Origin of the sequence: Streptomyces sp. NPDC006207 (assembly GCF_040613835.1) — a bacterium.
In the GTDB taxonomy this organism is placed as follows: Bacteria; Actinomycetota; Actinomycetes; order Streptomycetales; family Streptomycetaceae; genus Actinacidiphila.
Window position 1 is genome coordinate 18,983 of the sequence record NZ_JBEXSX010000024.1, and the last position, 12,890, is coordinate 31,872.

Here is a 12,890-nt window from a genome sequence, read left to right on the forward strand (position 1 = left end):
GGAGAGTGGTAACCGCCCATGAACCGTGCGGATCATGACGGATCAGGGCACCATGCAGCGCAGGCGGTTCGGACGCGAGACCTCGGGGGCGGGCATGACCGCGTACACCTCCACACCTTCCAACGCGCCCGCGCGCCCGGGGCGCCCGGTCCCCTGGGGCGGTGTGCTGCTCTCCGCGGTCGCCGCGGTCAGCTGGGCGTACCTGGGGATGGTGGGGGCCGCCGCGCTGGGGCTGCACCTGCTCGGTGCCGACACCGCGGGCTCGCTGGGGCCGATGACGGCGGCCGTGGTCGCGATGGCGGTGGGCGGCAAGGTCGTCCCCTCCGGTGACGTCGCGGTGTTCGGGCTGGGCGGTGCGGGCGGCGAGGGCCGGCTCGACCTCATGCCGCTGGGCGTCGGCCTGGTGGGGGCCCTGCTGCTGGCCTGGGTGTTCCTGCGGTCGCTGCGCGGTGCGGGGCTGACCGTCTCCGGGGGTGAACTCGCCGCGCGGGCCGGGGCGGTGGTGGTGCTCTTCGTGACGCTGCTCGGCGCACTCGCCTGGGCCGGGGAGGACACCATCGCCCTCGACGGCGCCGCGCTGAGCGGGGGGAAGGGCGGTGGCCTGACGGACGGGATCCCGGGCATCGGTGACATCGGCGGGGGGCTCGGGGACGGGCTGCAGGACCTGATCGACGCCAAGGCCTCGGTGAGCTTCCACGTCGCCACCGGCCGCACCCTGCTGGGCGGCCTGCTGTGGGTGCTGGTCGTGCTGCTGCTGGCCCTGCTCACCTCGCGCCGTACGCCGCTGCCGCCCGCCCTCGAAGGGCTGCACCGGGCCGTGCGGCCCGCCGCGTCGGCGCTGCGCTGGGTGCTGCTGCTGGCCGTCGTCGCGGGCTGCGCCGCCGCGGGGTACGCGGCGGTGACTGGTGACGAGCCCGGCCGGATCGCCGGGGCCGCCCTGCTGGGGGCGCCCAACGGGGTGTGGCTTGCGGTGCCGCTCGGGCTGTTCGTGTCCTGGCGGGGCACGGCCACCGGGGAGCTGGCGAAGGTGCTTCCGGATCCGCTGGACCGGCTGCTGTCGACCAGCGTGGCGGAGCCGGTGACGCCCGCCCGGCTGGCCGAGTACGACCAGCGGGTGTGGCTGCTGACCGTCGCCGCAGCGCTGATGATGCTGGCGGCGGGGGCGCTGGCGGCGGCCCGCACCCCGCTGTGGGGGGCGACGCGGGCCGGGTACGCGGGGCGTTGCGCGGTGCGGCTCGGCCTGGTCACGGCGGTCGCCTTCCCCTTGCTGGTGTGGGTGACGGGGGTCTCGGTGAACGCGGGCGTCTCGGTCTTCGGGTTCGACGCCGTGGGCGCCGGCGTCGACCTGCACGGCAGCCTTCCCCTGGCGTTCCTGCTGGGCGCCGCCTGGGGGGCGGTGGCGGGCGGCGCGGGGGCGCTGCTGGCCCTGCTGACGGGCACCGCAGGGCGCCGGGTGTCGCCGTACGCGCTGCGCCGGGCCGCCGAGGCGGCGGCCGGGGAGAGCAGCTCCCGCACGTACCCGGGCATCGCCTACCAGCCCGGTCCCTACATCCCGAGCGCCGGTTACGGCCGGCCGGACGCCGGGCCCAACCCCTACCGGCAGCCCCCGCAGGGCCAGGCGCCGCCGCAGGGACGCCCGCCGCAGGGCCAGGCGCCGCATTCCGCGCGGACCGTCACCGGGGCGCCGCTGCCCCCGCCGCCCGGGCCGCCCGGGCCTCCTCCGGGGCCGCCGCCCGGCCCGTCGCGCGAGGGCCCGCCGCCGCCCGGCGCGCCCGGAGGCCGCCGCTGACCACGGACGGTGTCCGCCAGGCGGAACACATGTCCGTCCGGGGCGCGGTGCCCGATACGGTGGAGGCACCATGAACGACGCATCGCAGGCGACCGCTGCCACCGCCGCCAATGTGCCGACGCTGCTGGTCAAGATCTTCGGGAAGGACCGGCCGGGGATCACCGCCGGGCTCTTCGAGACGCTGGCCCGCTTCCAGGTGAACGTCATCGACATCGAGCAGGTCGTCACCCGTGGGCGCATCGTGCTCTGCGCCCTGGTGCCCGCCCCCGCGGGCCGTTCGGTGGAGGGCGAGCTGCGCGCGACGGTGCATGCGTGGGCGGAGTCGATGCGCCTGCAGGCCGAGATCATCTCCGGCATCGGTGACAACCGGCCGCGCGGCGAGGGCCGCTCCCACGTGACGGTGCTGGGGCACCCGCTGACCGCGGAGTCCACTGCGGCCATAGCGGCCAGGATCACCGGCACCGGCGGCAACATCGACCGCATCTTCCGGCTCGCGAAGTACCCGGTGACGGCCGTGGAGTTCGCCGTGTCCGGTGTCGCCACCGCCACGCTGCGTCCCGCGCTGGCCCTGGAGGCCCACGAGCGCGGGGTGGACGTGGCCGTGGTCTCGGCCGGCCTGCAGCGCCGGGCGCAGCGCCTGGTGGTCATGGACGTGGACTCCACCGTCATCCAGGACGAGGTGATCGAGCTCTTCGCGGCGCACGCGGGCTGCGAGGACCAGGTCGCCGAGGTGACGGCCGCGGCGATGCGCGGCGAACTGGACTTCGCGCAGTCCCTGCACGCGCGGGTCGCCCTGCTCAAGGGGCTGGACGAGTCCGTGGTGGACAAGGTCCGCCAGGAGGTGCGGCTGACGGCCGGGGCCCGCACGCTGATCCGCACGCTCAAGCGGATGGGCTACCAGGTGGGCGTGGTCTCCGGGGGCTTCACGCAGGTCACCGACGACCTCAAGGAGCGGCTGGGACTGGACTTCGCCGCCGCCAACACCCTGGAGATCGTGGACGGCAAGCTCACCGGCCGGGTGACCGGCGAGATCGTCGACCGGGCGGGCAAGGCCCGGTTGCTGCGGCGCTTCGCGGCGGAGGCCGGGGTGCCGCTCAGCCAGACCGTCGCCATCGGCGACGGCGCCAACGACCTGGACATGCTCAACGCGGCGGGCCTGGGGGTCGCCTTCAACGCCAAGCCGGTGGTGCGGCGGGCCGCGGACGCCGCGGTCAACGTGCCGTTCCTGGACACCGTGCTCTACCTGCTGGGCATCACGCGCGAGGAGGTCGAGTCGGCCGACGCCGGGGACGGCGCGCCCGCCGGGGCCTGACCGGCGCGGACCCACGGGCAGGGAAAGGGCTCCGGAGCAGGTGCTCCGGGGCCCTTTCCGTACGGTCCCTGCGGCGCTGCGTGTCGGCGGCTCGGCCGGCTGCGGGCTCAGTCGTGCGGCGACCAGAAGTCGACGAGGCGGCCGACGCCGTGCTCGACCGTCTTCCACGGACCGGAGAAGGTGATCACCGCGATGGCCGCCGTCGGGAATCCGGTGCGGTTCATCCGCGCACGGGCGTCCCCGTCGCTCTCCCCCGCGAGGGCGTCGGCCAGTGCGTGGATGGTCGGGTTGTGGCCCACCAGCAGCAGGTCGTCGACGTCCTCCGGGGTCTCGTTGAGCAGGGCGATCAGGTCACCGAGGGTGGCGTCGTAGAGGCGCTCCTCGTAGACGGTCCGCGGGCGGTGCGGGAGTTCGTGGGCGGCCAGCTTCCACGTCTCGCGGGTGCGCGCGGCCGAGGAGCAGAGGGTCAGTTCGAACGGGATCCCCAGTTCGGCGAGCCTGCGGCCGGCGACGGGGGCCTCCTTGCGTCCCCGTTCCGCCAGCGGTCGCTCGTGGTCGGGGACGTCGGGCCAGTCGGCTTTGGCATGCCGGAGCAGGACGATCCGGCGGGGCGATGCAGCTGCGCTCATGACCCTCAGCTTTCCAGAAATCCTGCCGCCAGGCGCGGGCTGCGGGACGGATCACGGATCGCCGCGGGAGCGTCACAGCAGGTGCTGCAGGAGCCCCGGGAGCCCTTCGCCGACCGCGTGCAGGAGCTGTCCGACGGGCTCCGCGGCCGAGGCGTCCGCGGCACCGGGGCCGGCGACCAGGGCGAGCAGCGCCACGAAGGCGAGTGCGGGCAGGGCGAGCGCCCACCACGGCAGGCGCGTCTGCGTGCCGCCCCCGACCGCCGGGCGGGCGGCGCGGGTTCGCGGGGTACGCGAGGGAACAGCCTGCAGGGACACGGGACGCCTCCGTGGGTCAGCCGGGGTGCCGGAGCGGTGTCCGACCTTGCACCACGACGCTACGGAAGGACGGGCGCCGGGCCCATCGGGTGGCCCACCCACTCGACCCTGACCCTGGCCCCCTAGGGGAGGTGGGGTTGTCCCTACCCCGGGTCTCGGGGTGGCAGGTCAGCCGAACTTGGCGCCGATGATCGCGATCACCGCGACGAGGGCGGGCACGGCCATCATGAGGCCGAAGATGATCAGGAGCTTCTTCTGCGGCTGCGGGGGGTCGGGCTCGAGCACGGGCATGCGGCCCAGTCTCGCACCCGGCCGTGGCGGCCGCGCACGCGGGTGGTCAGAGCTCGTCCTCCACGGAGCGGTCGCGGCCTGCGACCACGCCCGCGGCGATCTGCGGCACCAGCAGGGCCAGCATGAAGGCCACCGGCAGGTCCCAGCCGCCGGTGTGCTGGTAGAGGGCCCCGACGAGGATCGGACCGGGGATGGAGAGCAGGTAGCCCGTGCACTGCGCGAAGGCCGACAGCCGCACCACCCCGCCGCCGGTGCGCGAGCGCATCCCGATCATGGTGAGGGCGAGCGGGAACGAGCAGTTGGAGATGCCCAGCAGCAGGGCCCACACCCAGGGCGCGGCGGCCGGGGCCGCCCACAGGCCGCCGTAGCCGACGATCCCGAACAGGCCGAGGCCGACGGCGAGTCCGCCCTGGTGCCGCATCCGGCCGGCGAGCGCGGGCAGCACGAAGGAGAGCGGTACGCCCATCACCATGGTGACGGCGAGCAGCACGCCCGCGGTGGAGGCGGAGACCCCGGCGTCGCGGAAGATCTGCGGCAGCCACCCCATGGTGATGTACGCGCCCGTGGCCTGGAGCCCGAAGTAGACGGCGAGTGCCCAGGCGGTACGGCTGCGGGCGATGCTGCCGGCGGGCGCCCGCTCCGCGGGCGGGGCTGCGGGGGTGGCGGCGGGGGCCGTGGGGGCGTGGTCCCGGTCCCGGACGAGGGCGAGCCAGGGCAGTACGGCGACGGCGGCGATCACGCCCCAGGCGGCGAGGCCGAGCCGCCAGTCGCCGCCGAAGGCGCGGGTCGCCGGGACGGTCGCCGCGGCGGCGAGGGCGGTGCCCAGGGACAGGGCCATCGAGTAGAGCCCCGTCATGGTGCCCACCCGGTCCGGGAACCAGCGCTTGACGACGACGGGCATCAGGACGTTGCCGACGGCTATGCCGCCGAGCGCGAGGGCGCTGGCGGCGAGGAAGAGCGCCGTGCCGCCGGCGAACGGACGCAGGAAGAGCCCGAGGGTGATCGCGACCAGCCCCGCGCAGACCACGGCGCCGGGGCCGCGGCGGCGGGCCAGCCGGGGCGCGGTCACCCCGAACACGGCGAAGCACAGCGCGGGGACGGAGGTGAGCAGGCCCGCGACGGTGCCGCTCATGCCCAGGCCGTCGCGGACCTCCTCCAGGAGGGCGCCGAGGCTGGTGATGGCGGGCCGCAGATTGAGGGCGGCGAGCACCAGCGCGACCGCCACCAGGATCCGGGTGCGCCGTACGCCTTGCGCGGCGAGGGGAAGGTGTGCGGGCATGGTGGCCCGTTCCGTGGCAGGGTCGAGCGTCGCTTCGTCGTCACGCATGCCGACCATCATAGAATGATGGGATGAATGTTGAGGAGACCCCATGCCCCTGACCTCACCCCGGCGCTCCGCCCTGGCCGACCAGGTGATCGCGCAGCTGCGCGCCCAGATCACCTCCGGTGAGTGGCCGGTGGGGTCGCGGATCCCCACCGAGACCCAGCTGGTCGAGCAGCTCGGGGTGGCCCGCAACACCGTCCGCGAGGCGGTGCGGGCGCTCGCGCACAACGGACTGCTCGACATCCGGCAGGGCTCCGGCACCTATGTGCTGGCCACCAGCGAGCTCGCCGGGGTGATGCACCGCCGCTTCGCCGACGCCGACCCGCGGCACGTGGCCGAGCTGCGCAGCGCCCTGGAGGCGTCCGCGGCCGCGCTCGCCGCGCGGCGGCGGACGGACCGCGACCTGAAGCAGCTGGACGCGGCCTTGGCCCGGCGCGAACGGGCCTGGGAGTCGGGCCGTACCGAGGCCTTCGTCGACGCCGACGCGGCGCTGCACCTGTCCGTCGTGGCGGCCTCGCACAACGACGTCGTCGCCGAGCTCTACGCCGACCTCGGCGAGGTGCTGCGCGCCTTCCTGCGCGCGGACGTCGGCGAGGAGCTGCGCGCCGAGCAGTACGTGGACCACGCCCGCCTGGTCGAGGCGATCCGGGCCGGCGATCAGGAGGCGGCTTCCGCCGAGGCCTCCGCGCACGCCTTCAGCTGCCGCTTCAGTCCAGCGTCCCGGTGACCCAGACCTCCTGGATCTCCTTCCAGCAGCGGTCGCTGAGCGTGACGGTCTGCGCGGGTCCGACCGGGACGGGGGCTCCGTCGACGTCCGGGTCCCACCACTGGAGGCACTCGATGTGCAGCTGCACGCGGTCCAGGTCGGGGTCGGGATTGAAGCACACGGCGACGCCCTCGCTGCCCTGCACCGAGGTCCGGCACTGCGCGACGTCCGGCAGCCGGGCCGCGGCCCCCGCCGCCGCGGCCGCCGGGCCCACACCCGCGGCGAGCGCCGCGACCACCGCCGCGGCGCATACGTAGGGACGCACGATCGACGCCCTCCCTCCGCTCACCCCCGGGCCCCCGCACAGCCATCCTCCCGGCCCGGGGGGTCCGGCCACCCGGTCTGCTGGGCCGAACGGGGGACGGCGCCCCGAACGCGCGTACGGCCTTGGTGCCGCCCGAGGGCGGCACCAAGGCCGTACGCGAAGGGGCCGGAACGGGCCCGTACGATCAGGCGCCGACCGCGTGCAGACCGCCGTCGACGTGGACGATCTCCCCCGTGGTCTTGGGGAACCAGTCGCTCAGCAGCGCGACGACACCGCGGCCGGCCGGCTCGGGGTCGGCGAGGTCCCACTCGAGCGGGGCCCGGTGGTTCCAGACGTCGGCCAGCTCACCGAAGCCCGGGATGGACTTGGCGGCCATGGAGCCGATCGGGCCGGCCGAGATCAGGTTGCAGCGGATGTTCTGCTTGCCCAGGTCCCGGGCGATGTAGCGGGAGGTGGCCTCCAGCGCCGCCTTGGCCGGGCCCATCCAGTCGTACTGGGGCCAGGCGAACTGCGCGTCGAAGGTGAGGCCGACGACCGAACCGCCCTCCTGCATCAGCGGCAGGCAGGCCATGGTGAGCGACTTCAGCGAGTACGCGGAGACGTGCATCGCGGTGGCGACGGACTCGAACGGCGTGTTGAGGAAGTTGCCGCCGAGCGCGTCCTGCGGCGCGAAGCCGATGGAGTGCACGACGCCGTCGAGGCCGCCCAGCTCCGCGCCGACCACGTCGGCGAGGGAGGCCAGCTGCTCGTCGTTGGTGACGTCGAGCTCGATGACCTTGACCGGCTTGGGCAGCTTCTTGGCGATGCGCTCGGTCAGCGTGGGCCGCGGGAACGCCGTGAGGATGATCTCGGCACCCTGTTCCTGGGCGAGCTTCGCGGTGTGGAACGCGATGGAGGACTCCATCAGCACGCCGGTGATGAGGATGCGCTTTCCAGCGAGGATTCCGCTCATGGTGCTCAGTGACCCATACCCAATCCGCCGTCGACGGGAATGACGGCTCCGGTGATGTATGCCGCCTCGTCGGAGGCGAGGAAGCGGACCGAGGAGGCGATCTCCTCGGGCTGCGCGTAGCGGGCCAGCGGGACCTGGCTGACGATGTTCTTCCGCTGCTCGTCGGTGAGCACACGGGTCATGTCGGTGTCGACGAAGCCGGGGGCGACGACGTTGACGGTGATGTTGCGCGAGCCCAGCTCACGGGCGAGGGAGCGCGCGAAGCCGACCAGGCCGGCCTTGGACGCGGCGTAGTTCGCCTGGCCCGCCGAGCCGAGCAGCCCCACCACGGAGGAGATCAGCACGATGCGGCCCTTGCGGGCGCGCAGCATCTTCCTCGACGCGGCCTTGACCACGCGGAAGGTGCCGGTGAGGTTGGTGTCCACGACGGACGTGAAGTCGTCGTCGGACATCCGCAGCAGCAGCTGGTCGCGGGTGACGCCGGCGTTCGCCACCAGCACCTCCACCGCGCCCTGCTGGGCCTCGATCTCCTTGAACGCCTGCTCGACCTGCTCACCGTCGGTGATGTCGCACTTGACGGCGAAGAGCCCCTCCGGGGGCTCGCCCGAGCGGTAGGTGACGGCGACCTTGTCGCCCGCGTCGGCGAACGCCCTGGCGATGGCGAGGCCGATGCCCCGGTTTCCTCCGGTGACGAGAACCGAGCGGCTCAACGGATCACCCTTTCCCTAGAGGTCTGGTACTCCAGAAAACTATCTGCCTACCTCGCGGTACGGGGAATCGACCCCCGACAGGGGCGTGTGCGAGTCGCTGTCGAGTCTCTACAGAAAACCGCAGGCGGGCGGATTGTCGGAGCGGCATGATTCACTGCGGAGACCTTGACGATTGGACAGAACGGGAGGCCGTCGTGCCCCACGAGGTCGATCAGTCATTCCTGGCGCTGCCGCTGCGGGCGCTCGCGGACGCGGCGCTGGCACGCGCCCGCGCCCTGGGTGCCGAGCACGCGGACTTCCGCCTCGAGCGGGTGCGCAGCGCCTCGTGGCGGTTGCGCGACGGCAGGGCGTCCGGGTCGTCGGACACCACGGACGTCGGCTATGCGGTGCGCGTGGTGCACGGCGGGGCGTGGGGCTTCGCCTCCGGGGTCGACCTGACGATGGACGCCGCGGCGCGCGTGGCCGGGCAGGCGGTCGCGATGGCGAAGCTGTCGGCCAAGGTGATCGCCGCGGCGGGCTCCGACGAGCGGGTGGAGCTGGCGGCCGAGCCGGTCCACTCCGACAGGGTGTGGGTCTCCTCGTACGAGGTCGACCCCTTCGAGGTGCCCGATGCCGACAAGACGGGTCTGCTGTCCGAGTGGAGCGGGCGGCTGCTGGCCGCCGACGGCGTGTCGCACGTCGACGCCTCCCTGATGACCGTCCACGAGAACAAGTTCTACGCGGACACCGCGGGGACGACCACGACCCAGCAGCGGGTGCGGGTGCACCCGGAGCTGACCGCCGTCGCGGTGGACCCGGGTTCCGGGGAGTTCGACTCGATGCGCACCCTGGCGCCGCCGGCCGGCCGCGGCTGGGAGTACCTGACCGGCACCGGCTGGGACTGGGACGCGGAGCTCGCGCAGATCCCCGGGCTGCTCGCCGAGAAGATGGCGGCGCCCTCGGTGGAGGCGGGCTCGTACGACCTCGTGGTCGACCCCTCGAACCTGTGGCTGACCATCCACGAGTCGATCGGCCACGCCACCGAGCTGGACCGTGCGCTGGGCTACGAGGCCGCCTACGCGGGCACCTCCTTCGCGACCTTCGACCAGCTGGGCACGCTGCAGTACGGTTCCCCGCACATGAACGTCACCGGTGACCGCACCGCCGAGCACGGCCTGGCGACCATCGGCTACGACGACGAGGGCGTGGCCGGGCAGTCCTGGGACCTGGTCAAGGACGGAGTCCTGGTCGGCTACCAGCTCGACCGCAGGATCGCCCGGCTCACCGGCTTCGAGCGCTCCAACGGCTGCGCCTACGCGGACTCCCCCGGCCACGTCCCGGTGCAGCGGATGGCGAACGTGTCGCTGCAGCCCGCGCCGGACGGGCCGTCGACGCAGGAACTGATCGGCGGCGTCGAGCGCGGCATCTACGTCGTGGGCGACCGCTCCTGGTCGATCGACATGCAGCGCTACAACTTCCAGTTCACGGGCCAGCGCTTCTTCAGGATCGAGAACGGCCGGCTGGCCGGGCAGCTGCGCGACGTCGCCTACCAGGCCACCACCACGGACTTCTGGGGCTCCATGGAGGCCGTCGGCGGGCCGCAGACCTACGTCCTGGGCGGCGCCTTCAACTGCGGCAAGGCCCAGCCGGGTCAGGTCGCCGCCGTCTCGCACGGCTGCCCCTCCGCGCTCTTCCGCGGCGTCAACATCCTCAACACCACGCAGGAGGCCGGTCGATGAGCTCCGTTTCGAAGCCCCACGAGATCGTCGAGCGCGCCCTGGAACTGTCCCGGGCGGACGGCTGCGTCGTCATCGCCGACGAGGAGTCCTCGGCCAACCTGCGCTGGGCGGGCAACGCGCTGACCACCAACGGCGTGACGCGGGGCCGCACCCTCACGGTGATCGCGACGGTGAACGGCTCCCAGGGCACCACCTCGGGCGTGGTGTCCCGCGCCGCGGTCACCGCGGACGAACTGGAGCCGCTGGTGCGGGCGGCCGAGGCGGCCGCGCGCGCCGCCGGCCCCGCTGAGGACGCCCAGCCGCTGGTCGAGGGGGTGCCGGCGAGCGCCTCCTTCACCGAGCCGCCGGCCGAGACCTCCTCCGAGGTGTTCGCCGCCTTCGCGCCCGCCCTCGGCGAGTCCTTCGCCGCGGCCCGGGCCGGCGGCCGGCGGCTGTACGGGTTCGCCTACCACTACGTCACCTCCACCTACCTGGGCACGTCCTCGGGGCTGCGGCTCCGGCACGACCAGCCCAGCGGGACCCTGGAGCTCAACGCCAAGTCGCAGGACATGTCGCGCTCGGCGTGGGCCGGGGCCGGCACCCGCGACTTCACCGACGTCGACCCGGCAGCCCTCGACGCCGACCTGGCGCAGCGCCTGGCCTGGGCCGAGCGCCGGATCGACCTGCCCGCCGGGCGGTACGAGACGCTGCTGCCGCCCTCCGCCGTGGCGGACCTGGTGATCTACCAGCAGTGGAGCGCGGCGGCCCGGGACGCCGCGGAGGGCCGTACGGTCTTCAGCCGGCCGGGCGGGGGCACCCGGGTCGGCGAGAAGCTCTCGGAACTGCCGCTGACGCTGCGCAGCGACCCGGCCGAACCGGGCCTGGAGTCGGCGCCGTTCGTCATCGCGCACGCCTCGGGTGACGCCGCGTCGGTCTTCGACAACGGGCTGCCCGTCGAGGCGACCGACTGGGTGCGCGAGGGCGTGCTCAACCGCCTGTCCACCACGCGGCACAGCGCCGGTCTGACCGGGCTGCCGTTCACGCCGTCCGGGGGCAACCTGATCCTGGACGGCGGCGGCAAGCGGTCGCTGGAGGAGATGGTGGCGGACACCGAGCGCGGCCTGCTGCTGACCTGCCTGTGGTACATCCGCGAGGTGGATCCGGCCACCTTGCTGCTGACCGGGCTGACCCGGGACGGGGTCTACCTGGTGGAGGGCGGCGAGGTGACCGGAGTGGTCAACAACTTCCGGTTCAACGAGTCGCCGGTGGACCTGCTGGGCCGGGCCACCGAGGTGGGCCGCACCGAGCGGACGCTGCCGCGCGAGTGGAGCGACTGGTTCACCCGGGCCGCGTTCCCGGCCATGCGGGTCCCGGACTTCAACATGAGCTCGGTCAGCCAGGGGGTCTGACCAGGACGATGGGTGGGGCGATGGACGAGAAGCAGACGGTCAAGGTCTCGAAGTTCCTGGCGCGGGTGCTACGGCACGACCCGGCCTCGATCGGGATCACCCTGGACGAGTCCGGCTGGGTGGACGTGGACGAGCTGATCGCCGCGTCCGGCCGGGCGGGCCGGCGTTTCTCGCGCACCGACCTCGACCACGTCGTGGCCACCAACAACAAGAAGCGGTACGCGTTCTCGGAGGACGGGCGGCGGATCCGGGCCAGTCAGGGGCACTCGGTGGAGGTCGACCTCGGGCTGTCGCCGGCGGAGCCGCCGGCCGTCCTCTTCCACGGCACGGCCAGCACCACCCTGCCGACCGTGCTGCGCGAGGGGCTCAAGCCGATGTCCCGGCAGGACGTCCACCTGTCCGCGGACGTGGAGACGGCCGTGCGCGTCGGTGCGCGGCACGGCCGTCCGGTGGTGCTGGCGGTGGACGCGGCCGGACTGGCGGCCGCGGGCCACGAGTTCCGGGTGAGCGCCAACGGCGTGTGGCTCACCGACCTGGTGCCCCCGACGCATCTGCGGCCGCACGTCCCGTGAGCCCTGAGCGGGGCGCCCCCGTCAGGTGGCCGTCCGCCGCCGCCTGCCGCGGATCGAGGCCCACAGCGGGGTGATCACGGCGACGACGAGGATCGCGCCGAGGATCTGGAGCACGTGACGGATCCAGTCGATGCCACCGGTGTGCCGGACGCCGATCCATCCGGCGACCGCGTTGCCCAGGAAGGCGCCGAGGATGCCGCAGATGATGGTGAGCCACCAGGGGATGTCCTGCCTCCCCGGCAGGAGCAGCTTCGCCAGGAACCCGAGCACGATGCCGACGATGATCGCCCAGAACCAGTTCATGCGGCCAGTCTCGGCGTGGCCCAGGTACGCCGCATGCCGAAGGCGGCCATACGCCGTACGGCGGGCGCTGTCACACGCAGACGGCCTCCCCGGTCTCCTCTGCGGCAAACCCACGGCGTACCGTGGACAGTGCCGGAACCGGGTGGCTTCCGGCGTTTCGAGCAGGTGGTGGAACGTGATGCGGAAGCGGAGCGGTACCGAGGTCTTCCGGATCACCGGGACCGCGGCAGGGCTCACCGACGACGTCCGCGGAAGGCAGCGGCGCTACATCATCTCGATGTCGGTCCGCACCCTGTCCTTCATCCTGGCGGTCGTCCTGTGGCACGTCTCGACGCCGCTGGCCTGGATCGCGCTGGTCCTCGGCCTGGTGCTGCCGTACATCGCGGTCGTCATCGCCAACGCGGGCCGGGAGAACGCCCCCGGACTGCCGTCGGCCCGGATCGCGCCGCCCGTACGGCCGGCGCTCGGCCCCGGCGAACCGCTGCTGCCGGCGGAGCGGACCCCGGAAGAGGACGGACGCTCCCCCTCCGGTCAGGTCTGAACCTTTCCACCGCTC

General features: G+C 73.6%; 15 protein-coding genes. 7 read left to right on the forward strand and 8 right to left on the reverse strand.

Annotation, left to right across the window (positions count from 1 at the left end; translation table 11 throughout):
• The first annotated feature begins 34 nt into the window (after nucleotides 1–34).
• Together ABZ312_RS20560 and serB are read left to right on the forward strand one after the other, a co-directional pair.
• Nucleotides 35–1,789 carry a streptophobe family protein gene (locus tag ABZ312_RS20560; RefSeq protein ID WP_500438417.1) on the forward strand — a complete coding sequence of 585 codons (1,755 nt, stop codon included), beginning with the start codon at nucleotides 35–37 and terminating at the stop codon, nucleotides 1,787–1,789.
• A 70-nt stretch (nucleotides 1,790–1,859) separates the two neighbouring features.
• Nucleotides 1,860–3,101, forward strand: a complete 1,242-nt coding sequence (gene serB / locus ABZ312_RS20565; RefSeq protein ID WP_500327385.1) for a phosphoserine phosphatase SerB — start codon at nucleotides 1,860–1,862, stop codon at nucleotides 3,099–3,101.
• A gap of 107 nt (nucleotides 3,102–3,208) precedes the next feature.
• On the opposite strand, the gene ABZ312_RS20570 is transcribed toward serB, so the two are convergent.
• The 4 genes from ABZ312_RS20570 to ABZ312_RS20585 form a co-directional block, all read right to left on the reverse strand.
• Entirely contained in the window at nucleotides 3,209–3,730 is a 522-nt protein-coding gene (locus tag ABZ312_RS20570; RefSeq protein WP_499511114.1) for a SixA phosphatase family protein, read from the reverse strand.
• Between the two features lie 72 nt (nucleotides 3,731–3,802).
• Complete coding sequence (locus ABZ312_RS20575) at nucleotides 3,803–4,045, reverse strand: hypothetical protein (protein ID WP_500327383.1); 243 nt, start codon at nucleotides 4,043–4,045, stop codon at nucleotides 3,803–3,805.
• Between the two features lie 168 nt (nucleotides 4,046–4,213).
• Entirely contained in the window at nucleotides 4,214–4,336 is a 123-nt protein-coding gene (locus tag ABZ312_RS20580) for an SGM_5486 family transporter-associated protein (RefSeq protein WP_500327381.1), read from the reverse strand.
• A 46-nt stretch (nucleotides 4,337–4,382) separates the two neighbouring features.
• Nucleotides 4,383–5,663, reverse strand: coding sequence for a CynX/NimT family MFS transporter (locus ABZ312_RS20585; RefSeq protein WP_500327380.1), 1,281 nt, complete (start codon nucleotides 5,661–5,663; stop codon nucleotides 4,383–4,385).
• A 43-nt stretch (nucleotides 5,664–5,706) separates the two neighbouring features.
• On the opposite strand from ABZ312_RS20585, the gene ABZ312_RS20590 reads away from it, so the two are divergent.
• Nucleotides 5,707–6,387, forward strand: a complete 681-nt coding sequence (locus ABZ312_RS20590; RefSeq protein WP_500327378.1) for a FadR/GntR family transcriptional regulator — start codon at nucleotides 5,707–5,709, stop codon at nucleotides 6,385–6,387.
• Here the strand turns inward: ABZ312_RS20590 and ABZ312_RS20595 are convergent.
• The 3 genes from ABZ312_RS20595 to fabG all read right to left on the reverse strand — a co-directional run bounded on the left by ABZ312_RS20595 (nucleotide 6,368) and on the right by fabG (nucleotide 8,353).
• Nucleotides 6,368–6,691: a hypothetical protein gene (locus ABZ312_RS20595; RefSeq protein WP_500327377.1), complete on the reverse strand. Its 324-nt coding sequence runs from the start codon at nucleotides 6,689–6,691 to the stop codon at nucleotides 6,368–6,370. The two genes, ABZ312_RS20590 and ABZ312_RS20595, sit on opposite strands and share 20 nt — an antisense overlap.
• A gap of 184 nt (nucleotides 6,692–6,875) precedes the next feature.
• Nucleotides 6,876–7,643 carry an enoyl-ACP reductase FabI gene (gene fabI, locus ABZ312_RS20600; RefSeq protein WP_500327375.1) on the reverse strand — a complete coding sequence of 256 codons (768 nt, stop codon included), beginning with the start codon at nucleotides 7,641–7,643 and terminating at the stop codon, nucleotides 6,876–6,878.
• A gap of 5 nt (nucleotides 7,644–7,648) precedes the next feature.
• Entirely contained in the window at nucleotides 7,649–8,353 is a 705-nt protein-coding gene (gene fabG / locus ABZ312_RS20605; protein ID WP_499511121.1) for a beta-ketoacyl-ACP reductase, read from the reverse strand.
• A 194-nt stretch (nucleotides 8,354–8,547) separates the two neighbouring features.
• Between fabG and ABZ312_RS20610 the strand changes: the two genes are divergently transcribed.
• The 3 genes from ABZ312_RS20610 to ABZ312_RS20620 are packed head-to-tail and all read left to right on the forward strand — an operon-like array spanning nucleotide 8,548 to nucleotide 12,031.
• Nucleotides 8,548–10,071: a TldD/PmbA family protein gene (locus ABZ312_RS20610; RefSeq protein ID WP_500327374.1), complete on the forward strand. Its 1,524-nt coding sequence runs from the start codon at nucleotides 8,548–8,550 to the stop codon at nucleotides 10,069–10,071.
• On the forward strand, nucleotides 10,068–11,459 hold the full coding sequence (locus tag ABZ312_RS20615; protein ID WP_500438419.1) for a metallopeptidase TldD-related protein: 1,392 nt from the start codon (nucleotides 10,068–10,070) through the stop codon (nucleotides 11,457–11,459). Before ABZ312_RS20610 ends, ABZ312_RS20615 begins: the two co-directional genes overlap by 4 nt.
• Nucleotides 11,460–11,479: 20 nt before the next feature.
• Nucleotides 11,480–12,031 carry an RNA 2'-phosphotransferase gene (locus tag ABZ312_RS20620; protein WP_500327370.1) on the forward strand — a complete coding sequence of 184 codons (552 nt, stop codon included), beginning with the start codon at nucleotides 11,480–11,482 and terminating at the stop codon, nucleotides 12,029–12,031.
• A gap of 21 nt (nucleotides 12,032–12,052) precedes the next feature.
• On the opposite strand, the gene ABZ312_RS20625 is transcribed toward ABZ312_RS20620, so the two are convergent.
• The gene (locus ABZ312_RS20625; protein WP_499511125.1) at nucleotides 12,053–12,334 is read right to left on the reverse strand and encodes a GlsB/YeaQ/YmgE family stress response membrane protein; all 282 of its coding nucleotides are present in this window, start codon (nucleotides 12,332–12,334) and stop codon (nucleotides 12,053–12,055) included.
• 178 nt (nucleotides 12,335–12,512) lie between these two features.
• Here ABZ312_RS20625 and ABZ312_RS20630 point away from each other — a divergent pair, with 178 nt between their 5' ends.
• Nucleotides 12,513–12,875, forward strand: coding sequence for a DUF3099 domain-containing protein (locus ABZ312_RS20630; RefSeq protein WP_500327368.1), 363 nt, complete (start codon nucleotides 12,513–12,515; stop codon nucleotides 12,873–12,875).
• Nucleotides 12,876–12,890 lie beyond the last annotated feature (15 nt).

Coding starts and splice junctions, on each gene's coding strand:
- ABZ312_RS20560 (WP_500438417.1), top strand. CDS start 35: ATGACGGATCAGGGCACCATGCAGCGCAGGCGGTTCGGACGCGAGACC.
- serB (WP_500327385.1), top strand. CDS start 1,860: ATGAACGACGCATCGCAGGCGACCGCTGCCACCGCCGCCAATGTGCCG.
- ABZ312_RS20570 (WP_499511114.1), bottom strand. CDS start 3,730: ATGAGCGCAGCTGCATCGCCCCGCCGGATCGTCCTGCTCCGGCATGCC.
- ABZ312_RS20580 (WP_500327381.1), bottom strand. CDS start 4,336: ATGCCCGTGCTCGAGCCCGACCCCCCGCAGCCGCAGAAGAAGCTCCTG.
- ABZ312_RS20585 (WP_500327380.1), bottom strand. CDS start 5,663: ATGCGTGACGACGAAGCGACGCTCGACCCTGCCACGGAACGGGCCACC.
- ABZ312_RS20590 (WP_500327378.1), top strand. CDS start 5,707: ATGCCCCTGACCTCACCCCGGCGCTCCGCCCTGGCCGACCAGGTGATC.
- fabI (WP_500327375.1), bottom strand. CDS start 7,643: ATGAGCGGAATCCTCGCTGGAAAGCGCATCCTCATCACCGGCGTGCTG.
- ABZ312_RS20615 (WP_500438419.1), top strand. CDS start 10,068: ATGAGCTCCGTTTCGAAGCCCCACGAGATCGTCGAGCGCGCCCTGGAA.
- ABZ312_RS20620 (WP_500327370.1), top strand. CDS start 11,480: ATGGACGAGAAGCAGACGGTCAAGGTCTCGAAGTTCCTGGCGCGGGTG.
- ABZ312_RS20625 (WP_499511125.1), bottom strand. CDS start 12,334: ATGAACTGGTTCTGGGCGATCATCGTCGGCATCGTGCTCGGGTTCCTG.
- ABZ312_RS20630 (WP_500327368.1), top strand. CDS start 12,513: ATGCGGAAGCGGAGCGGTACCGAGGTCTTCCGGATCACCGGGACCGCG.